Source organism: Pseudomonas sp. UW4 (genome assembly GCF_000316175.1).
Classification (GTDB): Bacteria; Pseudomonadota; Gammaproteobacteria; order Pseudomonadales; family Pseudomonadaceae; genus Aquipseudomonas; species Aquipseudomonas laurylsulfatiphila.
Window position 1 is genome coordinate 3,819,581 of record NC_019670.1, and the last position, 23,398, is coordinate 3,842,978.

The window sequence follows — 23,398 nt, forward strand, 5'->3', positions numbered from 1 at the left end:
TATGCCCGAGCCGGGCTCGCCATGATGTTAGCGCGACACCTGCTTGACCGCCTCCAGCCACGCCGGATCCAGCCGTGTCTGTTCGGTTTCGATGCCCTGCGCTTGCATCCGTTCCTTGTGCTGGTCCATTTCGCGGATCAACTGGCCATGGTCACTGGTGTTCCCATCGAGTTGATGCATCTGGTTCAAGCCCAAATGGTAGAAACGCAACAGCTTCATCGCAACCGGATCACCCCGTTCCACGCCCGCCGTTACATGATGCATGACATTGGTGATGCTCATCAGGCTGCGCTTGAGCTGCCAACTGTAGACCGCAGGCGCCATCCACGCCTGGCGCCAGAACACCTTGCGCATCAGCGCGACCATCGCCAGCACGGCAACAAACACGCCGCCGACGTTGAAGCGCAGATTGTCGCCCCCGGGCGTGCCGAACAGCGCCACCGCCGCCGTGGACAGCAGCATCGCCAGCGCCAGGAAGATCAGGGCAATGATGACCGTGCTGCGCCGCGTCTGTTGCCGGTAGGTGTCAGCGTTCATCGGCTGGATTTCGAACATTGCGTCGGTTTTTCCTGAGCTGAAAGGGTAAAAAGGGGGATGAGGCAAAAAGTCAGCGGGCCATTATCGCCTCTGCGAGGGATTTAGCTATGCTGGAGCTCCTTTTCATCTTTTCATCGTCAAGCGGGGGACATGGCGAGACCGCGCAGTTCGTGCCATCTTCTTTCATGAATACACATCATTCGGATGCCATTCGTAGTTGCTGTGTGAATGACATCGTTTTAAGGATCATTGAATGACCCAACGCCAAGTTATCAACGCCTCCGTCAGTCCCAAAGGCAGCCTGGAAACGCTCTCGCAACGGGAAGTCCAGCAATTGAGCGAAGCCGGTTCCGGCAGTATCTACAGCCTCTTCCGCCAGTGCGCCCTGGCCATCCTCAACACCGGCGCCCATGTCGACAACGCCAAGACCATTCTGGAAGCCTACAAGGATTTCGAGATCCGCATTCACCAGCAGGACCGAGGCGTACGCCTGGAACTGCTGAACGCTCCGGCCGACGCCTTCGTCGACGGCGAAATGATCGCCAGCACCCGGGAAATGCTCTTCAGCGCCCTGCGTGACATCGTCTACACCGAAAACGAACTCGACAGCCAGCGCATCGACCTGAGCAACTCCCAGGGCATCAGCGACTACGTCTTCCACCTGCTGCGCAACGCCCGCACCCTGCGCCCCGGCGTCGAGCCGAAGATCGTGGTGTGCTGGGGCGGGCACTCGATCAACACCGAAGAGTACAAATACACCAAGAAAGTCGGCCACGAACTGGGCTTGCGCAGCCTGGACATCTGCACCGGTTGCGGCCCCGGCGTAATGAAAGGCCCGATGAAGGGCGCGACCATCGCCCACGCCAAGCAACGCATCCACGGCGGTCGCTACCTGGGCCTCACCGAACCCGGCATCATCGCCGCCGAAGCGCCGAACCCGATCGTCAACGAACTGGTGATCCTGCCGGACATCGAAAAACGCCTGGAAGCCTTCGTCCGCGTCGGTCACGGCATCATCATCTTCCCGGGCGGCGCCGGTACGGCCGAAGAATTCCTGTACCTGCTGGGCATCCTGATGCACCCGGACAACGCAGGCCTGCCCTTCCCGGTTGTCCTCACCGGGCCGAAACATGCCGCGCCGTACCTGGAGCAACTGGACGCGTTCGTCGGCGCCACCCTGGGCGACGCCGCCAAGCAGCACTACCAGATCATCATCGATAACCCGGCCGAAGTGGCGCGCCAGATGACCCTGGGCCTCAAAGCGGTCAAGCAGTTCCGCCGCGAGCGCAACGACGCGTTCCACTTCAACTGGCTGCTGAAAATCGACGAAGGCTTCCAGCGCCCGTTCGACCCGACCCACGAAAACATGGCCAACCTGAAACTGAGCCTCGACCTGCCCTCCCACGAACTGGCGGCCAACCTGCGCCGCGCGTTCTCCGGCATCGTCGCCGGCAACGTCAAGGACAAGGGCATTCGCCTGATCGAAGAGCACGGGCCCTACCAGATCCGTGGCGACGCGGCGATCATGCAACCGCTGGACCTGCTGCTCAAAGCCTTCGTCGCCCAGCACCGCATGAAACTGCCGGGCGGCGCGGCGTATGTGCCGTGTTATCGGGTGGTGGCTTAACCCTTTCGGTGTAATAACGCCGACATGAGCTTTACCGTCGCGGGCCGCAGTGAAAGCTGCGGTTCGCGGCACTCTATGGAAAGAAAAAAATGCGCCAACGTAATTCCGCCAGACTGCTGGTGATCAATCCCTCGCAACAGGTTCTGCTGTTTCACTTCCAGCACAAAGGCGATGCCCTCGACGGCCAAAGCCACTGGGCGACACCCGGTGGCGGGCTTGAGCCGGGTGAATCCTTTGAGGCTGCGGCGGTTCGTGAACTGTTTGAAGAAACCGGGCTGAATATCACTGCCGTGGGAGCCAGCGTTGCAGAGCGCAGTTTTCCGATGATGCTGCCAAGCGGCGAAACGGTTCTGTCGGTTGAGCGGTATTTTGTGGTTCATACCGACAGTGAACGCCTGTCCCGTGAGGGATGGACGGCTCACGAAGTCCGGGTAATGGCTCACCATAAGTGGTGGTCGGTGGAAGATCTGTTAACGACCAGCGAAACGGTCTGGCCAGAACAGTTGATCGAGATGCTGGAGAGCGCACTGAATTAACGAGCGTTACGCAAACAGCCCCCTGTAGGAGCGAGCTTGCTCGCGATGGTGGTCAACGATAACGCGGGCATTCTGACTGCACGCGGCGTCCTTGAGTGCATCGCGAGCAAGCTCGCTCCTACAGGGCATCAATGCACCTGACCGCTGGCCGAATCACCTTGGCGAACCAGAATCTCATTGTCCTTGCTGATGGACTGCTTGATATTGTGACCGGTGAGGCCTATCACCTGACCCTCCTGTGAATACGTCACCTCGACATACCCCCCGCCAAAATACTCCACGCGATAAATACGCAACTGATCCACGGTTCGCATCGCGAAGGATTCAATCTCGAATAGATCCTCGACCCCTACCGATTTGGGGATCATATTCTCGATCGTGATATTTCCCGCGTCATGCAGGAACACTATTGCCCCGTCCGGGCGAGTGACTTTCACGCCGCCCTCTACCTTTTCCACCACGCCGCCAGAAACCTGGGCGCCAACGAAGTTACCTTCGCGGTCTACCTGAACATAGCCATCGCCTGCAGTCGTTTCAGTTCCTTGTGGGGCTGCCTCAAACTCTACGTTTATTTTGCCTGCTTTAAGTTTGGTCATTTTGCTGCTCCTTGCAGTTGCCGGAATTGGCGGTGTTTTAGCGTTCTGCGTTGCTGGCGCAACAACCGGCCAGCGCAGCAAAAAACAAATCAGGACTCACCGAACAGACTCCATCTAATGTTTTCTTCGGCGATGGTGACCCGGTCGGCGAGCAGGAAGCGGCTATGGCTGCGCTGGACATTCAGGGTCGGCATGATTTCGCCTTTTTCGAAGAGTTGGATTTTGTCGACGATGCCTTCGGCTTTCCAATAGCCGGTCTGCGGGCAGGCTTGGCCACTGTTGCAGGTCAGCCTGGGGTAAGGCTCCCGGATGAAATCGGGAGAGTCCGGCAGCGGTCGACCGGAGGCGGGATCGAGGAGTTTGGCCTTGGCCAGTTGGTGGATCAGTGCTTCGCTGGGTTTTTCGGGCGGGACATTGGCCAGTCGTTCTTCGAGCCATTGCAGCTTGCCGTCCCAGGCGGGCAACGTGGCGGGGGGCAGCGGGACGATCTCGTTGATCTCGGGGACCTTGGGATTGGCGTAGGAGTAGCCATAGAGGATTTTCCAGATTTTTTCGTAGCGATCGGCGCGTTCGAGGTCTTCCTGTTGGCCGAGGTAGTGCAAGCGATCATCCGGCTTAGGGCCACGGAAGCCTTCTTCCAACCACCCGGCAGCGCCGTCGTTACCAGCTACAACGCCCATCTGGAAGACCTCAAGCGCTTCTTGGTACTCCCCTTTGTTTTTAAGGTTGATACCCAGAGCGACGGCTGCCTTGCCATTGCCCTGTTCAGCCGCACAGCGGCGCATCTGCCGCGCAACAACCGGGGCAATTTTGATCGGCGCCAACTTGTCTGCGACATAGGCTTGAGCTAGCGGATTACCTTCATCAGCGGCTTTGCGGTAGTAACGCAACGCCATTTCGTGATCCTGCTGCAATCCGGCTGCGCCGTGCTGCAGAAAGATTCCGACAAAGTAATAGCCAGTCGCCACTCCCGCGTTGATCAGTTGTTCACTCATGCGCAGACTTTCTTCACCGCGGAGTCTGAAATACCCGCGCATGGCACCGTTCTGCAGATTGATATTGGCCTTGTAATGGCCATTCTCACTGGCGATGCGGTACAGGCGCTCAATCTCTGAATCGACAGTCTTGTCCTGCTTGAGCTGGTTGTTCTTTTGCAACCAGCGCGCATATTTGAACAGCACATCGGCCTCTGCAGGCAGCGCCGAAATTGTCTCGTGTTGGCAGGTGAAGGCGAGATTAACGTTGATATCGGTGAGCGGGTTTACAACGCCCACCGACAAAGGTTCGGCACTGTTGGCGCCACAACCGGTCAAGGCAATGAACATCCAACAACCCCATAAATACTCAGGCTTCACCGAGCAGCCTCCATTCGATATTTTCCTCCTCGACCGTCACTCGGTCGGCGAGCAGAAATCGGCTTTGCCGATGCCGTACGTTAAGGGTCGGCATGATCTCGCCCTTCTCGAAGCGCCGAGGCTCGCCTTGTTCCAGGCGCGACCAGGATTGACCGGCGATACTTTCCGCCAGCCAATAACCGGTATGCGTGCAGGCTTGGCCGCTGTTGCAGATCGGTCTTTTGATGTAGTCGATCGTTATAAAGGCCGGGGAGCCCGGCATGGGCCGGCCGGTGGCGGGTTCGAGAATTTTGGCCTTGGCCAGTTGGTGAATCAGCGCTTCGCTGGGCTTTTCTGGTGGGACATTGGCCAGGCGTTCTTCGAGCCATTGCAGTTTGCCGTCCCAGGCGGGCAACGTGGCGGGCGGCAGAGGGACGATCTCGTTGATCTCGGGGACCTTGGGATTGGCGTAGGAGTAACCCGATAGGATTTTCCAGATTTTTTTGTAACGATCGGCGCGTTCGAGGTCTTCAAGTTGACCAAGGTAATCCAGCTTGTCGGTTGGTTCCGGGCCGCGAAATCCATCATTTAACCAGGCAGCAGCGCTTTCATTACCTGCGGCTACGCCCATCTGGAATATTTCGAGTGCCTCCTTGTATTGCCTCTTGTTTTTAAGATGAATACCCAGATCGACAGCTGCCTCACCATTGCCCTGTTCTGCTGCGCAACGACGCAACTGCCGCGCAACATCCGGGGCGACGTTGATCGGCGCCAATTTGTCGGCGACATAGGCTTGAGCTAACGCATTGCCTTGGTCGGCGGCCTTGCGGTAGTAACGCAACGCCATTTCGTGATCTTTCTGCAGCCCCGACGAACCATGCTGCAGGAAAATGCCGACAAAGTAATATCCCGTTGCCACTCCCGCGTTGATCAGTTGCTCACTCATGCGCAAATGCTCTTCACCACGGAGTTTGAAAGTACCGCGCATCGCACCGTTCTGTAGGTTGATATTGGCTTTGTAATGGCCGTTTTCACTCGCGATGCGGTACAAGCGCTCGATCTCTGCATCAACAGTCTCGTCCTGCTTGAGCTGGTTGTTTTTTGCAACCAGCGTGCGTAATGGAACAGCACATCGGCTTCGGCGGAGGCCGCAGGGATCTGCTCGTGTACACAGCTGAAAGCCAGCTTGGCCTTGGCTTCAGTTAAGGGGTTCAAGGGCGTCTCCTTGGTTGAAGTAGAAGTAGGATTACTGGTATCGCAGGCGACCAGCAGCAGGCATGCCAGCAACAAGACCGGGCGCATCAGTCGAGGTCCGACAGTTTGGAATCGCCGAAATAGAACTCGACGAGGGGGGCGTAGGGAACAAGCTCGTCTGTCTGACGGCTTTTGTTTTCCTTAATAATCTTCTGCCAAGCTATAAACGCTTGTTCCGGATTGTCCTGCGCCCCTCTTTTGTCCGTATGCATCTCCCACAACCGCCGCCGCAGCCCCTGCGTCACACTCGCCCACTCATGCGCAATGTTCAGTTCGCTATCCACCTGCATGCTGCGCGTATTGATGTTGGCCGAACCATGAGTGGTGAACACATCGTCGACGATCATCAGCTTGGAGTGGATGTACACCTCCATCCATTTTTTGCCAGCAGGCGAGTCGGGGGCGACCAGCGAGCACACATGGACTTTCAGGCCGGAGAGTTCCGGTAGTTGAGCAAAAGTCTCACCCTCGATTGCCTCGATCTGGCTCTGGAGTGAGCCTTTGCGCAAATCGTTGTCCAGATTCTTGCGCCGCTGGGCCTCCCTGGCCTCGTCGCTGAAATCGGTTCCGCCCAATGCGTCGGTGAGTTTCGTTAGTGTGACCAGGGCATGCTGCTCCAGGCGTTCGCCCAGGCCGGACTCCAGCGCGGCGGCCTCGACTTTTGCCTTTTCAATCCGCCGTAACTTGGTGATTGCAGGCATGGTATGGCCGCGCCCGAGGCTTTCGAGCATGCGTTGGGTGTTCACGGTGCCGGAGCCAATGCCGCTCTTGCTTGCATTGGTGATCACAAACAGGTGCAAGGGGCCGTGTATGGCTGGGTCGCGCCCAGCCTTGGTCTGGCCGGCGGCGACGGCCTTGATCAGTTCGGCCAGGGGCGGCCAGCGGAAATACTGATTCTCGATGTAGATGAACTGGGTCGCGTTGTTGACGGCTTGCAGGTAAAGCTTCTCGATATCGCGCTTGCCCTCCTGAGCCTGGGTGCGCAGGATCTGCGCGATTTGTCGGGTGGCGTCCGGGGCGCATTGCAGTTGCGGCCCTACCACTTTGGCTTGGCGCAGGTCGAGCAGGTCCTCGCCGGTTTCCTTGCGCCAAGCGCTGGCGAAGTTGTGATGCAGGTGTTCCAGGATCGGCCCGCTGACCTGGCTTGAAATGTCCTGGCGTGGGGTATCGCCACGCGGCCCCTTGTTGGGGGCAGGCTTGGTGTCCTTGGCACGGTTCACCGCCAGATGGTCATTGGTGTCCCAGTACTCGTCGAGCATGTTGTGGCCCATGACGAAACCGACGGCACGGTCCGGCAGTTCATAATCGACGAGAACGGTTTTTTGATGATGGGTCGCTGTCGCGGTCAGGATGAATTGCGTAGTGGCGCTGACTTGTGGGTCGAGACTTTTGTACATCGCCTGATGGGCTATTTCGGCCCTCTCAAACACGCTGAAACCGCGACTGACGAACACCGGAGTACCGCGAGCCGCCAGATGCGCAGCGGCCATGTTGTCGGCAAGCGAACAGTTGGCAAACCACTGGCGGTCATAAGCATATTGCTCATCCGTGGAGGGTTGCAGCTCCCGGTCGTGGTATCGGAATGGGCCTTTACCGGGCAGGTTGGCTTCTCCGGCTTTGCCAGCGGTATTGAATGGCATTTCCCACCCCAGTATCCGCACCTTGACGCCTTCTCGCGCCATGGCCATCAGCAATTCACCGATACACGGCGATATTCCATCGCGGATGAAATACATCGACGGCTGAAAGCCCCAGCAGATGATGTCGACGGTTGCCTTGGCCTTTGAAATGGCCAGGTGCACGGCCCGGAACGTTTCTTCCCCATTGATCAATGGTTGATAAGTCGCCATGGCGGGAGGGTATTCGGTATTACGCACATACCATGGCGGGGTACAGGTCACCTCTTGGGTGTGCTGGAGTGCGACCGGTGTGACGATTTCGTATTGGCTCATGGGTTTTTCCCTTCCTGATCACTGGCTCCTTCCATCACCGTGGCATACAGGCCTCGGTGATCCGTGTGCGATGTGGGTTGACTCACCTCGGCATCGGCTTGTGAGGGATGGTTGTGCAAGCCACGATTGGCGAGTTCCGCCTGCTCGGCGTTGCGATAGTCGGTGGGTACCGGGATCTGGTAGGTCACACCGTTGGCCATCACCAACCGGTAGCCCCGGGTCACTACCTGATGGTCGATCAGCAGCTGCCCGGAATCGTCCAGCACACCTTGCTTGAGCTCGGCACCATCGGCGTAAAGCGTGTAAGGCATGCCAGCCCAGACTTGGTGGTGGGTGTTGGGGGCTTGCGATACGTTGAATCGCAGCATTTGTCTGGACAGGCTTTGCGGGTAATCCGGATGCGTGGCCTTCATGCTCGCCGGGCCGCTGTATTCGAAATGCGCCGCCTTGACCTTGTGGTCGCCCGCCGTGCCCGATTCGATGCCGCTCTGTTCCAGGCTGAGGTAGCTGCCGCCCCCGTTGAGGACGATTTTCTTCTTCGCGGTGATGTGGACTTCGTCTTCGGTGCTGGTTATGTCCAGGCCATGCCGGGCGATCAGTTCCAGCTTGTCGTTTTGCGCTTGGACGCTTATCGGGCCCTGATTGGCGATCAGCTTGATCCCCAGCTTGCGCACGAACAGGCTCAGGCCTTGGCCGACGCCAATGAACAGGCGCTTGACCACGCTGAGGTCGGCTTCACCGCCGGCGTTGAGCATCAGGTTGTCTTGCGCCGCCAGTTGCAGGTGCTTCCCGCTGGTCAGGGCGATGCCTTGCGGGGCGCTGAGCAAGAGTACTGAGGCCTTGAGCTGCTCCAGGTCTTGCTTGAGCAAGTCCAGTTGCGCCGTTACGTCCGCCGGTTCGGCATTGGCGGCCTGGGCGTCGACCGACAGCTTTTGCAGCTGTTCGCCGGCCTGTTGCAGGCGGCCGACGGCAGCGTCCATGTCCAGCACCGGGCCCTGCGCCTTGGTCTGCGCATCGGCACTGATGAACAGGCCTTTGCCGCCACGAATGGCACCATGACCATCGCTACGCAGTTCAAACCCTTCCCCACGTTTCTTCCGCTGGCCATCCACCAGATGCCCGAGGTTGAGTTGGCTCTTGCCGCCATACTCGGTGCTGAGCTTGACGTGCTCCTGCCCCCGCGTGTCGTCCATGCGCAACTTGTTATTGGCCGGCGTACGCAGCACGTTGCGGTGGTCGTTGCGCTGGGTCACCAGGTCGGGGTGCTGGTCGTCGTGCAGGGCGTGGGCGATGTAGGGTTTGTCCGGATCGCCCTGTTCGAAAGCGATCGCCACTTCGGTGCCGGCGATCAGCGGCAGGTGCAGGCCGTAGGTGTCGCCGGCGTAGGCGCGGGCCTGGCGCAGCCATTTGCTTTCGCGGCCGGCGGGCCAGGTGTCGCGGTCGAAGAGGAATTTGACCCGGTAGCGCCCTTGCATGTCGATTTCGGTGTACAGGGGGTTGCTCTGGGGGTGAGTGATGCGTGCCGGCAGGGTGCCGGCGATTTGTGGTTTGGCTAGCAAGGGTGGGCGAAAGCACAAGCGCAAGGCGTAGGGCATGGCTTCGAAATCGCAGGTCAGGCTGCGGTCGCGGGCGGCGCGGGTGGTGATCTTTGTGATCACCACCCGGGAGGCGAAGGCCTTCGGTGCGCCGCCGCTGATGGTCAGGACCTGACCCGGGGCCAGGGTGGCGCTGCTGCTGGTGCCGCTGAGGTGGGTCTGGTTGTTGAGGTAGCGTTCGTGGCGCAGGCGCGCGTAGAAAAAGCCGCTTTCGCTTTGCAGGTCTTCGTCGCGCAGGTGGGACTTGCCGAGCACGCGATAGGGTTCGGCGTAGTGGTAGGCGTCGCCGTAGGTGTTGTCGGCGACGCCGCGGGTTGTGGCCACACCGTGGGTGGCGGGCTCGCCGCGGGTCTGGTCGACCTCGCCGTCGAGGTAGGCACGGCTGTCGTCGGGGTGATAGGCGCGTACGCTGACCTGCTGTTCCACCACCCGGTGGCGGGTTTTCAGGGCCCAGACGCTGTCCTGCTCGCTGTTGCTGAAGCCCGACGGCGAGCGCAGCGGCAGCTCGACGTCGAACTGGTAGCAGCGCTGGTCGTCGCAGAACTCGACGACGTCGAAGGCGAGCTCTTCGTGCTGGATGCAGCGGTACCAGATGCCGACGTCGGCCAGGATCCGGCTGATGAAGGCCAGGTCGCTTTCCTGGTACTGCATCACCTGCTCGCGCTGCGGGTATTCGCGCTTGAGGTTGAAGCGAAAGTGCCCGGTGTCCAGACCGTGGCGGTCGCGCAGAATGCTTTTGACGATGTCTGGCACGGACTGGTGCTGATAGATCCGCGTTTGCTGGCCGCGATCGAGCAGGGCCAGGCGCGGTTGCAGGGTGACTTCGTAGCGGGCTTCGTCGATTGAGCCGGACAGGCGCTGGCAGGCGGTAATGCGGCCATAGACGGTGCGCAGGGGCTTGGGCGGTCTGGGCACTTCCCAGTCGAACACGGGCACGTTGGACGGTGCGTCGTACAGGCTGAACTCGGCGTACTGGCCGATGAATTTTTCCGCGCCGATGTCGAGGTCGCTGGCGGTGAATTCGATGCGGTAGAGGTAGGGTTGGCTAAGGTGCTCATGGCCCTCGAAGGTGAGGACGTCGAGGTGGGTGTCGAGCTGGTCGATCTTGAGTGTGTGGCGGCTGTGGTCGAAGAAGGTGCGCGGTGTGTTGGACAAAATCAGGCCTCCCTTGGCTTTTGAAGCGGACGGGGAGGCTTCGTTGCCACCCTCGTTCAAACGCTGGGCAGCTTTCAGGAAGGGAAAAAAGATTGATATAGGATGTTTCCGAAGTGTGCGTAGGACGCATCCAAAAGTTGATGTGCTTTCTGTGGCGAGGAAGCTGGCTCCCGCGCCACTAGGTTCAGCGCTTAGTCCAGTGGGGCGACGTTATCCAGTGCGCGGTTGACTGCCAGGTCCGCCAGCATGATCACCTGCTGGATCCCCAGCAACATGCTGCGTTGCGGACCATCCAGGAATGTTGCGAAATCACTGGCCATGACGCTCGCCGAGGCCAGCGATTCGCAGGCGTGGGCCAACAGGCTTTCGGTGTCGATGTTTGGCGCGATGATGAACATTGTGCTGGGGTTGTGGGGTGCGTTGTTCTTGAGGATGGCGGGTTTGAGGTGGAGAGTTGATGCACTCCGGGTGGTATCGGTTTCTGATTCGGGGGGATTGGGTGTGGGTTTGAACATGGTGGAGCTCCTGTAGAAACTGGAACCACCAAGACCTGTCGCTAAACAAGTAAGGGTGGCGACTGTACGAAGGTTAGCGAACCGGTTACAGGCAAACCCGGCAGACCCGAAGGTCTCCGACGCACAGCCGCCATAATCAAATTGCAGGCATAGAAACGAATGCAATCAAGACTGGAGTGCTGGTGTCCCTGTATCTGTTCGGATCGCTAAATCCGGTCGCTGAATTTGCAGCGACCCGACAACGATAGAGTCAGGGTCCAAGGCCCACAAGCCGGCGGATTCTGGCGTAGTTGTAGGCAACGACGCAAGGCGGTGTAGCCTCACTCCTGGTCCTACAGCCTTGCCTGACATCCATAATTTCTGGCCATTTTGCTGGTGTGAGGCAGAGGATTTTCGTTGGCTGCAAGGCCGTCTTCGCGAGCAGGCTCGCTCCCACAGTTGGGCTGGGTACATTCGAAAGAAATTGGTTGGCTGGCAGGCCGCCATCGCGAGCAAGCTCGCTCCCACAGAAGAGCAGAGCAAAAGCAGATCCGCGTCCCCCCACGCTCCTCACCACTCATCAGGCCGAGCGTTAGCTCGCCTGCAGCTTTTGATCTTGATCCACCCGCCCCCTCGGAAGGCTGAGCGCAGGTGTTCATCCGGGGATGGGCGCGCAGCGCCGTTCGACGCAGTCGAACTCATTGCATGTAGGTCGAAGCGAAGCCGACCGGAGGGCAATGCCCCCGGATGAATACCGTAGCGAAGGAACCCCGAGCCTTGGCGAGGGGCCGTACGTAAGGGGCGAGACGTTTTGGTTACTTTTGGCTGGGCCGGCACTCCGGGCGTTTGCCAAAAGTGACCCGCTGTAAGAGCGGAACCATAAGCCGCCGTTACCAAAAAAACGGATATGTACACAGTCAACAAAAGACAGGTCGGCTGTCAGGCCGCCTTCGCGAGCAAGCCCGCTCCCACAATTGGACCAGGTACATTTGGCGCAAATGTGCTGGCTGTTAAAACCCGCTCCCGAGGTTCAAGGCTGCAATGCCTGGGGCGCGGTGGACTGTTCTTTCGGCAGCCCCTCGGTGCCATCGAGGACAACTTTCTCGGCCACGAACTGCCAATCCTTGTAGCTGGCCATGCCTTTGAAGTCCGACCACTCGCTGGGAAAGTTCTCTTGTTTGAGCGGCTTCTGCTCGGACGGGCAGTACACACCGCTGATCCGTCCGTCGATACCGCGCATCAGCTCCCATTCGCCCCCCGTCATCGGCTCCGGGTACAACTGGCGGATATGGTGCCTGGCCGACGGGAAGCGCTCGTCCTGCAACAGGTCCGCGAGCTCTTTCGGGTACATGGCGACGCCGGGCGAACTGCGGTAATAGCTGCGCAGCGCCTGGGCATACTGCGTACCGACCCAGAGCAACTGGTGTTCGCGATCCCGGCGTGAAGCGGTGGCCCACAACTCGCCGGCACTGGCCAGGCCCATGCCGATCACGACAATCAGAAACAGCACACCCAGGTAGGTGAAGCCGTCCTGACCCGAAGGCTTACCACTCGGAATAAAGGCTGCCATCACGCGCCCTCCCGCTGGCGCCACTCTTGATATCGGCCACCCCGCCCGCCACGCCATCCGGTGGCGCGACCACGACCCAGGTGTCCTTGCGCTCGGCAATCGGGTCCAGCGGCTGGTTACGCAGGTAGCGCAGTTCGACCAGTTGTTCGATGGAGTCGGGATAACGCCCGGTGTCGCCGTAGTAGTGATCCAGCGCCTCGCGCATGGACGACAGGCTCTGGCGCAGGGTGGTCTCTTTCGAGGCTTCCAGGCTGGTGAAGTAGCGTGGCATGGCGATCGTCATCAGGGTCGCGATGATTGCCATGACCACCATCAGTTCCAACAGGGTAAAACCCTTTTGCCGACGCATATGCTCACCACTCACGATAGGCGATGCCGTTGAGACCTTTGCCCCGGGCCTTGGAGTAAACGTCAAAGACGTCCTGGCCCTCACGCGGGTTCTCAGCCGAACTGTCATAGGCACGCAGGCCCCAGCCGCCCTCGTCGTCACGCTTGACGGTGGCCAGCGGATCACGGGGGATGCGCCGCAGGAAGTAGAACTTGGCCCCCTTGGCGCTGCGCACGTCACGTACACCCTCGACCAGCACTTTCAGGTTCGGCGGGTAGCCGTTGCTGTCGAGCGACTTCTCGATGTAGCCGGCGTCGAAGGCGCGTTTGTAGGCGTCGATGCCATCGCGGATCTGGTACAGCGCGGTCCGCAGTTCCTGCTCTTTGCCACGGCGCACCACCGTCTCGGTCAGCGGTGCGGCCATGCCGGCCAACAGGCCGACCAGGGCCAGCGTCACCACGACTTCGACCAGGGTAAAACCGCGTTGCGAGGCGCTCATGATCAAGGCTTCCCGACAGTAACCGTGGTGGCGATCGGTGCGCTCATGGGGCCGGTCTGAACCGTCGTGCTCATCGAACGGTCAGGGGCCTGGATGTGCATGCTGGTTTCGGTGCCGGTCGAGAATTCCATGTCCGACGGGCTCTGGTATGGCAGGTTGCGCACGATCCGCGGGGTGATCGACAGCACCAGTTCGGATTTGCTGATGTCGTCTTTGTTGCTGCCGAACAGGCGGCCCAGGCCAGGAATGTCGCCAAGGCCAGGGATCTTGTTACCGCTGCTGCCATGGTCGTTGCGCACCAGACCGGCGAGGATCTGGGTTTCGCCATCATGCAGACGCAAGGTGGTCTGCGCGTTGCGGGTATCGACCTGGACCGGGATGGTGCCCTGAGCGGTCGGCGCCAGCGGCGTGGCGTTACTGACTTCCAGCGCGACCTTGATCGCCACTTCGTTGTTCAGGTGCACGATGGGCTGCACTTCAAGCTTCAGACCGACGTCGAGGTAAGTCACGCTTTCGGTGATCACCGGCCCCTGGGTCGAAGGCACCGAGGTGGCGCTGATGATGGGCACGCGCTGACCGATGTGGATGCGCGCCTGTTCGCGGTTGCTCACCCGGATCACCGGGCTGGCCAGGGTATTGATGTCCTTGTCCTGGGCGTTGATCTTTGCCTGTGGCGCCGGGCTGATGGAAATCCGGCTGGAGTCGATACCTTTGAGCTGGTCAAGGATGGACACTGGCGAGCCGTCGCTGTTGATCACACCGAAGGTGTTGGGCCATTGCAGGCCGAGGTCGAGAATGCGCTGACGGGCCACTTCCATCACTTCCACTTCCAGCACCACTTCGGGGTTGGACTGGTCCTGCGATTGCAGCAGTTTTTCCGCCATGCGGATGGCGTCGCCCGTGTCGCGCATGGTCAGGGTATTGAGGCGTTCATCGACGAACACGTCGCGGGTCTTGAGCATGGTCTTGATCATGTTCAGCGCGGTGTTGGCATCGATGCTGGTCAGGTAGAAGGTACGCATCACCAGTTCCTGATAATCCTTGAGCTTCTGCGGAGAGTCCGGGTAGATCAGCAAGGTGTTTTCATTCACCACTTTCTGATGCAACTGGTTCTGTTGCAGCAGCAGTTCCACGGCGTCTTCGATGCGCACATCACGTACGAAGATCGTGGCTTTCATGTCCGGGCGCAGGTCCTTGTCGAAGATGAAGTTCAGGCCGGCGACCTGGGACAGCACTTCGAAAATGGTCTTCAGGTTGGCGTCGCGAAACTCCAGGGTCACCGGCCGGTCCAGGCGTGTACGCAGCTGCGGGTACTGCACCACGTTGCGGCTCTGCACCAGGCGGATGCTGTCTTGCAGTTCCCGGGCACCCTCGTTCTGCGGGTCCAGTTCGAGAATCTGCTTGACCTGGCGGTCGGCACCGTAGATGTCACCGCGACGCAGGTCGCCACGGGCCATTTCGAGTTTCTCGTCCATGCTGCGCAGGTAGTCGAGTTGACGCAGGGAGTCCTGGGCACGACGGTTGTTCGGTTCGATGCTCAGGACCCGGCTGTAGCCCATGCGGGCCCCGGCGAAATTACGCTGGGCGCGGTCCATGTCGGCCTGGGTCAGCAGTGCCGTCACGGCGCGGGCCCGGCCGCTATTGAGTGCTATGTGCAGATCGGTATCGCGAGGGTTCTCGCGCAATCCCTGTTCGATGCGAGCCAGACCGGCTTCGTACTGGCCTGATTCCATCAGGGCGGAAGCTTCGTCCTTGGCGATCTGCGCCGAACTGCATGCAGCCAGCCCTGCGCAGAGACAAAGGCTCATCAGCAAACGGGATTTGTTCATTCCGTACTCCCCACAGACAGAGTCTGAGCCAAACGCAAAGGCAGGTAGACCAGGCTCAGTTCCTTATCGGAAATGCGCTCGAGCCGCCAGGTTTCGTCGATGACATCCCCTTTGCGCACGACGTATATTTTTTCGCCGCTCTGCAAGAACACCTGCAGATCGGAACGGTCACCCAGCCTGCCGACAAACTGGAAGGGCAACGGCGGTGCAGTGGGGACCTGCACCTCTGGAGTCACGACTACCGGTTGTTCAATGACGGTGCCGAGGGCCGGCTCCGCGTTCCAGCTGCGGGCGGCGAACAGGTCGCCTGCAGGGCTCAGGTCCTTGATCGGCACTACCGCCGCGGCGCTCGATGCAGCCGCCGCTGCGCCCGGGGCCTTGCCTTTGGCTGACGTGGCCACGGCGGCCACCGCAGGGTCGCTGTCGTCAGCCTGCCTGAAGTATTCGGGGAACCAGGCGAGCGCTGTCGCTACACCGAAGAACGCCACCCAGCCCGCCACTCGTTTGGTATTCATCATGACCTCGACAGATAAAGGGTCATGCGGATCCGCCCGGTCAGGTCGGTATCGGCGATATTCTTGCGCTGAAGCTCTACATCCTCGAGCACCACCGCCGGCAACTGGCCGAGCAAGGCGTGCAGGAAACGCCGCAGTTGCGGATAGCTGCCACGTACCGGCAGCAGAATCTGATAACGGGCCAGGTGCGTCTTGGGGTCCACGCCCAGGGAGTATTCCCCCCGGGACAAGGTGATGCGCTCCTGGGCGGCCAGGGCGTAGATCTTGTCGATGGCCACGGTGGCCTGGGGCTGGGACGGCAACTTGCTGCGGAAATCGTCGAGCTGGCGTTGCGGCACCACCGGTGCAGCCACTGTGCCGTCTTCGACCCTGGCCAGGTACTCGGTGGCTTCGCGGGTCTGCTGGCTGAGGCTTTGCAGCGACTGCCAGTCCGGCAGCAATCCGGCCAGGCCATAGCTCAGCGCCAGCACCAGCATGGCCAACCCTGCCAGCCCCGGAGCCCCCAGGCCTTGCAGGTATTCGTGGACGATCAATTTATGGATTTGCATCGCCGATCTCCCAGGTAGCCGACAGGTTGAACTGCACCGGGTGTTCCGGCACGTTGGCGACAATTTCGTGGCTCAGCAGCGACACGTCGGACAGCTCGTCACTGGCCTCGAGGCGACGGTGGAAATCGAGCATGGCGTCCAGGTCCATCGCCTCGGCGCTGATCCGGACCAGGCCTTTGCGGGCGTCCGGGGTCAGGGTCAGCAGGGCAATGTTGTCCCGCGGCATGGCTTCCAGCGTGGCGAACAGACGTTCCCAAGGGCGGCGCAACTGCTGGGAGACCTTGCGCATTTCGGCCAGGTTCTGCGCCTGCTCGCGAGTTTCCGCCGGTGTCAGGCCGGGCTTGCTGCCGTTGTCGCCGGTGAGCACCCTCTGGGTGGTTTGCAGGTGGCCCTGCTGTTGTTCGGCCTCGTTGCTCAGGTGCTGCTGCACCAGAGCGCAAGTCAGTGTCAGCACCACGCCACCGGCCAGCAGGCCCCAGCCCAGGGGACCTGCACGGCGGCGCGGCTGAAAGTCGAGCATCAGGGGGCGCATGTCAGGCCACCGCCCGGGACATGACGTACAGGCAATCGCGTACGGCTGTCCGGTCTTCTTCGAGGGTGCGCAGATGCACACCGGGCACATCAGGGTGCGAGTCGATGCGCGCCGGCGCATGCAGGTAGACCGTCAACGGTCGTTCGCTGGTGGACGCCTGCAACTGGTTCTCACGGCCGATCAGCGCCGTCAGGGCCGCATCACTGTCGCTGCTGCCCACCGAGCGCACCGAAGCCCAGCGCCCTTCCCGGGCCAGCAGCAACACGCTGCGTACCGGTTCGGCGACCACGAACAGGAAGTCCCCGGCATCAAGGCTTTTATCGAAATGGTTGAACGCCGCCATCAGGTACGGCTGCACCGAACGCAGGCGCAAGCCACGCGTGCTGACCAGGGCGCGCAGGCGCTCGAGCAAATCCTGGGGCAGCGCGGTGGCGATGCGGTCATAACCTGCAGGTTCAGCCGACAGCACCAGGCTCCAGGGTTGCGTCGGTGCACCGTAGAGGTCTTCGAAACACAGTTGGGCGAAGCCGAGCAATTCGGCCGGGCTGCTGATCTGATCGCTCCAGGGCACCAGGCAATAGCGGCTGAAGTGTGCGGAGACCACCACCGTCAGTTCCGCCCTGGCAACGGCGTGCTCGGCCAGCAAACGGTCGAGGGTGTCGAGGGCCACCGCCCAGGCCTGGAAACCTTCGTCGATGTAGCCGACGCTGCCCAGCCAGCTGGTTGCATTGCCTTGCCGATACCCCAGGCCTACACCGCTGGCGCCGAGCACGGCGACAAATTGCTCACGAGATAAAAGTGACACGATTGATCTCCTCGAGAGTGGTCCGGCCTTGTTCCACCATCTCCAGCGCCGACTCGCGCAACAGGCGCAAGCCACGTTTGCAGGCATGGGCCTTGATTTTCGAGATGGGCTGGCGCTCGACGATCATTTGCCGCAGTTCGTCATCCAGGTGCAGCAACTCGGCAATTGCACTGCGCCCGCGATACCCGGTGCCCCGGCAATGCCCGCAACCCTTGCCGTGGACGAACCGGTAGTGAGCGACCTTTTGCGGATCGAGCCCCGAGACCTCCAGCTCTTCTTCTGTCGGGCTGTAAGGGGCGCTGCAACTGGTGCAGACCAGGCGGATCAAACGCTGGGCCAGTACGGCATTGAGCGCCGAGACCAGGCTGTAGGGATCGATTTCCATCTGGGTGAACCGGCCGATCACGTCGAACACGTTGTTGGCGTGGATGGTGGTGAACACCAGGTGACCGGTGAGCGCCGATTGCACGGCGATCTGTGCGGTGTCCGGGTCGCGGATTTCACCGACCATGATCTTGTCCGGGTCATGACGCAGGATCGAGCGCAGGCCCCGGGCGAAGGTCAGGCCCTTTTTCTCGTTGACGGGGATTTGCAGTACGCCCGGCAGTTGATATTCCACCGGGTCTTCAATGGTGATGATCTTGTCCACACCGTGATTGATCTCGGTGATCATCGCGTACAGGGTGGTGGTCTTGCCGCTACCGGTAGGCCCGGTCACCAGCACCATGCCGTAAGGTTCGGCGGCCAGCCGGCGCAACTGGCGCAGGGTATCTTCTTCAAAGCCCAGGGCTTGCAGTTGTACGCCACTGACTTTGTCGGCGAGGTCCTGTTTGTCGAGCACCCGCAGCACCGCGTCTTCGCCGAAGATGCTCGGCATGATCGACACCCGGAAGTCGATCTGCCGGCCGCTGATGCCGATCTTGAAACGACCGTCCTGGGGCACGCGCTTTTCGCCGATGTCCAGTTCAGCCATGACCTTGACCCGGGAAATCACTTGCTCGGCGAACTCGCTGCCCTGGATCTTGCTGATGTTGTTGAGCACACCGTCGATCCGGTACTTGATCACCAGGCCGCTGCCGGTGGTGCCGAGGTGGATGTCGCTGGCGTGCATTTTCAGCGCGTCGTACAGCGTCGAGTTGACCAGCTTGACCACCACGCTGGCGTCTTCGCTGATGCTGGTCAGGGACAGGCTTTGCAGGGTGTCGATCTCGGTTGCGCCCTCGGCATGGGCGTTGAGCGACTCCACCGCGTGGAAACTTTCTTCGTGACGCGCCAGGTAGGCCTTCAGGTCGTCGGCATGCACCAGGTACAGCGGTGCGCCATGCAGGCATTCGTCGATCCAGGCCAGGCGTGCGCTGTCGAAGGGGTCGGCGAACACGCCGATGACCGCATCGTCGTGACGCAGCAGGATGAATTCTCGCTTGATGCATTGGGCCAGGGTCACCCGGTCGAACACCGGGGTGGCACTGAACAGGCTGTCGGTGTCGAGCACCGGATAGTGCAGGGTTACACCCAGGCACTGGATGAAAGGCATGGGAGCCAGTTCACTCAACTCCCCGAGGGTGTCCAGCATCCGCTCGCCGGAACTGGTGGCCAGGGCGCGGGCCTGGGCCAGTTGTTCACTGGTGAAACGAGTCGGTACACCTTCCACTTGCGCCGGTTCTACGGCAAGGGATAGACGGTCCATGGCTTGCTCTCCAACGCCCGGGGCTTTGAACCCTGTCAGCGCGGCGAGCCATTTCGGCACGGGCCGGAACGTCTTGTCGCGCCACTACTCCCCGGTGAGCAATTGTTCGTCGTCTGGCGCCATGGAAGCCGATGTATTTTTTCGGCGATCTGCAAGCACCCAACTACCGTCGTACAACTGCAGCGGGAAACTCTCGGTCCTGCTCTGGCGTCGTTCGACGAATCCTTCGGAGGTGCTCACACCCGGCCTGGGCTCGCGCCGCCTGTCCAGAAGATCAAGCACTGCACGGGCCAATTCCGCCAACGGAAAGGGCTTGAACAGGATATGGCTGACTCCCAGTAGCCGGGCCCGCTCGCAAACTTCCGCGGTTGGATGCCCTGTGATCAGCACAAAATGGCACTTCCTGTTCTGGCGGACGGCATCGAGCACCTGAAAGCCTTCCATATCGGGCAAGCGGTAATCGAACACCATCACATCGGGTGCGAAATCGTCTGCTTCGGCGATTCCATGTGCACCGTCGTGAGCAATCCGGACTTCCAGCGCTTGCGCCTGCAGGTAATCCTGGAGGTTTTGTGCCAGCAGCTGTTCGTCATCAACAACCAGTACTTTGTTCAACAAGGTCGACTCCTTGAAACCGCAGGTCCGGGTTTTGAACCTGGCGGAGCGCGTGCCCTGAGAGGACTAACGCACACTTCATGCCAGACTGAGCGCCGGTAATTTCAGGCATTCATGTCCTTGAATTTAAAAACAATGCCTTTTTTGTACAGCAATCCCTTCCCCCAAAAACGGGGAAAGCGATCGGATTGGCATTGAAGTTTTTCCCCCACTGTTGGGGAACGCCCCCTAGTCATCATCAATCCGCTCGATCCGATTGTGCGAGTGGCTGATGGCCCCCGGTGCCAGGGCAAACGCTGCAGCCTCGAACTGCGGCACCCTCCGTCCACGGGGAAAGTAACCCAGGTGACCCCCTTCGCAGGCCGACGCCTCTTCGGACCCGCCACGGGCAACGTGGCCGAAATCGGCCCCGGTAACGATGGGGGCCCTGATCGCAGTTAAGCGTAGACCCGCGGCCTCGACTGTGGAAGCGTCAGCACCGGGCGCTACCTTGACCGGGGTATGTAGGGCCCGCAGGACCGGCAAAGTGTCGAGTTTCATGATCGGCCTCCGGTCAGGGCGTGGCAGCGACAGGTTTATAGGGGGCGACCAGATAGAACCGCTGGTCCGGCAGATCCACCGTGACGATATGGGCACCGCTCAAGCCCAGGCGTCGGCCTGGACCAAAGCTCATCAGGGGCGTCAGCCCGGTATCGAAGTCTTGCAGGCCTTCCAGGGCACTGACCAGCTTTTCGCGGCTGGCATCCCGCCCGGCCTGCTTCATGCCTTCGCTGAGCAGCATCATCGAACTGAACGCGCCCACTTGCAGTATCGCGTGCTGGCCACCGAGGCCCTGGTGTTCGCGCAACTGAGTCAGGGCCAGGCGCCCGGCCAGGGTCCAGTCGCTGGGCACGAACGGATAGGCCAGGAACACCCGCCGGGAAAATCCGCTGGGCACCTGCGTCAGATTGCCCGCCACCTGGTTCGAGGTGGCGAACAGGTAAGGCACCTGCCCCGCCGTTTGCAGGCGCTCGGCCAGTCGGCTGAAGCCGCTGCTTGTGCCCAGGTAAAACACCGAGCGCGAGCCCAGGGGCAAGTCGTCCCCGCTCGGGTCGTAGGCTTGCAGGCGCACCTTTTGCCAGGCGCGCCCCTGCAAGTACCGGCTGAGTTCCTGTGCCGCCAGCCGTTGGCCGGATTCGTCCGGATAGGCGATCAACGTCGGCCCCTGAAGCACCCGCAGGCTGGCACTGGCGTAATCGGCCAGGGCGATCAATTGCTCGCGAAGCCCCGGTAGTGGTTCGAATATCTGCGGGCTGGCGTGGGGCGTGCCCTGCAAGGACAGCGGCCCGATCAGCGGAATGCCAGCCCGTTCCAGGTGCACGCCGAGGTCCATGTCCAATGCCGGCGCCAGCGGAGCGATCAGGGCGAACACCTGCTCTTCATCGATCAACCGGTTCAGCGCCTTTTCGGCACTGGCGCGATCGGTACCGGGGTCGAGGATGGTCAGGCGCAACTGCCGGCCGTGAATGCCCCCCGCCTCGTTGATACGCGTCACGCAGCCCTTGAGCACCGCCGCCACCGTGACGCTCTCCTCGCGCAATGGCCCGGTGCCCGGCAGCAACGTGCCCAGGTGCAGGCTGTCGGGGGTCAGGCCCGGATCGCGGTCTTCGGCCAGGCGTTTGAGGTACGCCGTGAGATTGCGTTGATCGTTCATCGACAACACGAATCGTGGCATCGACGGATCGAGCCGGTTATTGCCGGGGTCGCGCCCCTCCTGCACCGCCTGCGCCAGGGTGCTGTCGCTGTAGGCCGGGTAACTGCGGCCGTTGATGTGCTGCTGGCCATGGCTGCCGGCCAGCCGCGACCAATTCAGGTCCGGTGGGCGCACCCCGCCTTCCGGGCGCCCGAGGCCGTCGTCGCCATGACATTTGGCGCACGGCAGGCTGGTGGCCGGCAGCAGCATGTTCGATGCGCCGACCCGGACCATGATCGGCTCGCCGCTGGCCGATATACCTTCGCGGTACAGGCGCTTGCCGGCACTTTCGCTGAGGTTCAGCGGCAGCGCCTGGACGCTGAGCGTGAGGCCGCCGAAGAGCAGCAGACCAAGGACGAGGGCAGTATTGATGGCCATGGCTAGCGTCCGGCCACGGGCGTTGTCAGCAACTGCAGGCGCTGGGCGATGGTGGCTGCCGGGGCATCGGGACTGATTTTGCTCCAGCGATTGTTCGCCACGTCACCGACGATCAAGTGAGTGGAGTGCTGCTCGGGGGTCGGCACGATCTGACCGATACGACCCAGTACAAGGTCCATTTGCGCCTTGTCGCCGGTAAGAAAAAACCAGTGGGGCCCATCGATGCCCTGTTTCAAGGTGTAAGCCTTGAGTACCGCCGGGGTGTCCCGCAGCGGATCACTGGTAAGGGAGATAAAGGTGATGCCGTCGGCCTTGTCGCCGAGCACTTCACGCACTTCTTTGAGCTTGCGGGTAATCAGCGGGCAAGCATCGTCGCAACGGGTGAAAATCACATTGAGCAGCACCACACGGTCCTTCAATGCGTCGCTGTAGAAGCGCAGCGTGTTGCCGTTCTGGTCCTGCAACGGCGTGTCGGTGAACCAGGTTTTCGCATCGTGGGTGCCGCTGGACGGTTGCGCGGCGGCCGCCACAGGCGCGGTCTGCTCATGCCCTTCGTGGGCAAACGCCACTGAACTGAAAATGCAGTAGCAGATGCCCAGGGTGAAGCAGTCGATGGCTCTCATGGCTGTCGCTCCATGGCAATGGCAGTGTGCTTGACGTGGGTATTGCGTTCACCACTGAGCTTCTCGACGGCCCGGGCCAGTTCCGTCGGGTCGGTGAAACCGTAATAGCGGGTCCAGAGGCGGTTGTTGCCGTCGCCCACCAGAATCAGCGGCGAGTGGTTCTGGAAGTCACCGCTGTAGGCACCCAGGCCCTTGAGGGTGGCATCGACCGACTGCGGCGAACCGGTCAGCCAGCTCCAGCCCGGTCCCTGCTGGAAGGTGCGGGCGTAGTCGTTCAGGCGTTGGGGATCGTCACGCTGCGGGTCGATGCTGATCGACACCAGTTGCACCTCGGTGCCGACCCGCGCACCCAGCCGTTTCTGCACCTTGCCCATGATCGAGGACACCACCGGGCAGACCGTGGTGCAGTTGGTGTAGATGAAACCCATGACCACGATCTTGTTGCTCACCAGGTCTTTTTCCAGGCTGACGACCTTGCCGTTCTGGTCCAGCAAGGCCACGTCGGCAATCCTGATCCGGGCGGTCTCCTGGCCGACCTTCCTGGCTGCCATGTCGTGCCCGGCGTGCTCGTCCGTCGAATGAGCCGGCACCTGGTCGATACCGAAGGCCAACAGGCAGAACGTCAGCATTGCGCGATGCGCGAATCGGTTCATGTCA

The 23,398-nt window shown here is 61.0% G+C and carries 23 protein-coding genes; 2 read left to right on the top strand and 21 right to left on the bottom strand.

All coding sequences use genetic code 11. The features are described from left to right. Positions 1 to 27: 27 nt before the first annotated feature. Positions 28 to 555, bottom strand: a complete 528-nt coding sequence (locus PPUTUW4_RS16595; protein ID WP_015095735.1) for a DUF3087 domain-containing protein — start codon at positions 553 to 555, stop codon at positions 28 to 30. A 235-nt stretch (positions 556 to 790) separates the two neighbouring features. Between PPUTUW4_RS16595 and ppnN the strand changes: the two genes are divergently transcribed. Both ppnN and PPUTUW4_RS16605 read left to right on the top strand, forming a co-directional pair. Next, positions 791 to 2,164, top strand: coding sequence for a nucleotide 5'-monophosphate nucleosidase PpnN (gene ppnN / locus PPUTUW4_RS16600; protein ID WP_015095736.1), 1,374 nt, complete (start codon positions 791 to 793; stop codon positions 2,162 to 2,164). 89 nt (positions 2,165 to 2,253) lie between these two features. Beyond that, positions 2,254 to 2,700, top strand: coding sequence for an NUDIX domain-containing protein (locus PPUTUW4_RS16605; RefSeq protein WP_015095737.1), 447 nt, complete (start codon positions 2,254 to 2,256; stop codon positions 2,698 to 2,700). Between the two features lie 128 nt (positions 2,701 to 2,828). Here the strand turns inward: PPUTUW4_RS16605 and PPUTUW4_RS16610 are convergent, their stop codons facing one another. The 20 genes from PPUTUW4_RS16610 to PPUTUW4_RS16705 form a co-directional block, all read right to left on the bottom strand. Next, entirely contained in the window at positions 2,829 to 3,296 is a 468-nt protein-coding gene (locus PPUTUW4_RS16610) for a hypothetical protein (RefSeq protein ID WP_015095738.1), read from the bottom strand. Between the two features lie 89 nt (positions 3,297 to 3,385). Then, positions 3,386 to 4,621 carry a DUF6396 domain-containing protein gene (locus tag PPUTUW4_RS16615; RefSeq protein WP_015095739.1) on the bottom strand — a complete coding sequence of 412 codons (1,236 nt, stop codon included), beginning with the start codon at positions 4,619 to 4,621 and terminating at the stop codon, positions 3,386 to 3,388. A 19-nt stretch (positions 4,622 to 4,640) separates the two neighbouring features. Beyond that, entirely contained in the window at positions 4,641 to 5,681 is a 1,041-nt protein-coding gene (locus tag PPUTUW4_RS16620) for a sel1 repeat family protein (RefSeq protein WP_015095740.1), read from the bottom strand. 250 nt (positions 5,682 to 5,931) lie between these two features. Continuing rightward, the gene (locus PPUTUW4_RS16625; RefSeq protein ID WP_015095741.1) at positions 5,932 to 7,836 is read right to left on the bottom strand and encodes a phospholipase D-like domain-containing protein; all 1,905 of its coding nucleotides are present in this window, start codon (positions 7,834 to 7,836) and stop codon (positions 5,932 to 5,934) included. After that, positions 7,833 to 10,586, bottom strand: coding sequence for a type VI secretion system Vgr family protein (gene vgrG, locus PPUTUW4_RS16630; RefSeq protein WP_015095742.1), 2,754 nt, complete (start codon positions 10,584 to 10,586; stop codon positions 7,833 to 7,835). The genes PPUTUW4_RS16625 and vgrG overlap by 4 nt, the downstream gene beginning before the upstream one ends. A 191-nt stretch (positions 10,587 to 10,777) precedes the next feature. Next, positions 10,778 to 11,101: a DUF6124 family protein gene (locus PPUTUW4_RS16635; protein WP_015095743.1), complete on the bottom strand. Its 324-nt coding sequence runs from the start codon at positions 11,099 to 11,101 to the stop codon at positions 10,778 to 10,780. 1,009 nt (positions 11,102 to 12,110) lie between these two features. Next, positions 12,111 to 12,650, bottom strand: a complete 540-nt coding sequence (locus PPUTUW4_RS16640; protein ID WP_015095745.1) for a type II secretion system protein — start codon at positions 12,648 to 12,650, stop codon at positions 12,111 to 12,113. Continuing rightward, the gene (locus PPUTUW4_RS16645) at positions 12,625 to 12,999 is read right to left on the bottom strand and encodes a type II secretion system protein (RefSeq protein WP_015095746.1); all 375 of its coding nucleotides are present in this window, start codon (positions 12,997 to 12,999) and stop codon (positions 12,625 to 12,627) included. Before PPUTUW4_RS16645 ends, PPUTUW4_RS16640 begins: the two co-directional genes overlap by 26 nt. A 4-nt stretch (positions 13,000 to 13,003) precedes the next feature. Continuing rightward, on the bottom strand, positions 13,004 to 13,477 hold the full coding sequence (locus PPUTUW4_RS16650) for a type II secretion system protein (protein ID WP_015095747.1): 474 nt from the start codon (positions 13,475 to 13,477) through the stop codon (positions 13,004 to 13,006). A 2-nt stretch (positions 13,478 to 13,479) separates the two neighbouring features. Then, complete coding sequence (locus PPUTUW4_RS16655; RefSeq protein WP_015095748.1) at positions 13,480 to 15,306, bottom strand: secretin N-terminal domain-containing protein; 1,827 nt, start codon at positions 15,304 to 15,306, stop codon at positions 13,480 to 13,482. Next, positions 15,303 to 15,821 carry a hypothetical protein gene (locus PPUTUW4_RS16660; RefSeq protein ID WP_041474904.1) on the bottom strand — a complete coding sequence of 173 codons (519 nt, stop codon included), beginning with the start codon at positions 15,819 to 15,821 and terminating at the stop codon, positions 15,303 to 15,305. The genes PPUTUW4_RS16655 and PPUTUW4_RS16660 overlap by 4 nt, the downstream gene beginning before the upstream one ends. Further along, on the bottom strand, positions 15,821 to 16,369 hold the full coding sequence (locus PPUTUW4_RS16665; protein WP_015095750.1) for a GspMb/PilO family protein: 549 nt from the start codon (positions 16,367 to 16,369) through the stop codon (positions 15,821 to 15,823). Before PPUTUW4_RS16665 ends, PPUTUW4_RS16660 begins: the two co-directional genes overlap by 1 nt. Continuing rightward, the gene (locus PPUTUW4_RS16670; protein WP_015095751.1) at positions 16,356 to 16,901 is read right to left on the bottom strand and encodes a fimbrial assembly protein; all 546 of its coding nucleotides are present in this window, start codon (positions 16,899 to 16,901) and stop codon (positions 16,356 to 16,358) included. The genes PPUTUW4_RS16665 and PPUTUW4_RS16670 overlap by 14 nt, the downstream gene beginning before the upstream one ends. Before the next feature lies 1 nt (position 16,902). Beyond that, entirely contained in the window at positions 16,903 to 17,706 is an 804-nt protein-coding gene (locus tag PPUTUW4_RS16675) for a hypothetical protein (RefSeq protein WP_015095752.1), read from the bottom strand. Next, positions 17,687 to 19,393, bottom strand: coding sequence for a GspE/PulE family protein (locus PPUTUW4_RS16680; protein ID WP_015095753.1), 1,707 nt, complete (start codon positions 19,391 to 19,393; stop codon positions 17,687 to 17,689). Before PPUTUW4_RS16680 ends, PPUTUW4_RS16675 begins: the two co-directional genes overlap by 20 nt. Before the next feature lie 84 nt (positions 19,394 to 19,477). Continuing rightward, positions 19,478 to 20,011, bottom strand: a complete 534-nt coding sequence (locus PPUTUW4_RS16685; RefSeq protein WP_041474905.1) for a response regulator — start codon at positions 20,009 to 20,011, stop codon at positions 19,478 to 19,480. A gap of 225 nt (positions 20,012 to 20,236) precedes the next feature. Further along, positions 20,237 to 20,548: a peptidylprolyl isomerase gene (locus PPUTUW4_RS16690; RefSeq protein ID WP_015095755.1), complete on the bottom strand. Its 312-nt coding sequence runs from the start codon at positions 20,546 to 20,548 to the stop codon at positions 20,237 to 20,239. A 13-nt stretch (positions 20,549 to 20,561) separates the two neighbouring features. Next, positions 20,562 to 22,112 (bottom strand): ABC transporter substrate-binding protein, encoded by a 1,551-nt coding sequence (locus PPUTUW4_RS16695; protein WP_041475058.1) that lies wholly within the window; start codon positions 22,110 to 22,112, stop codon positions 20,562 to 20,564. A gap of 8 nt (positions 22,113 to 22,120) precedes the next feature. Then, complete coding sequence (locus PPUTUW4_RS16700; protein ID WP_015095757.1) at positions 22,121 to 22,741, bottom strand: SCO family protein; 621 nt, start codon at positions 22,739 to 22,741, stop codon at positions 22,121 to 22,123. Further along, complete coding sequence (locus tag PPUTUW4_RS16705; RefSeq protein WP_015095758.1) at positions 22,738 to 23,394, bottom strand: SCO family protein; 657 nt, start codon at positions 23,392 to 23,394, stop codon at positions 22,738 to 22,740. Before PPUTUW4_RS16705 ends, PPUTUW4_RS16700 begins: the two co-directional genes overlap by 4 nt. Positions 23,395 to 23,398 lie beyond the last annotated feature (4 nt).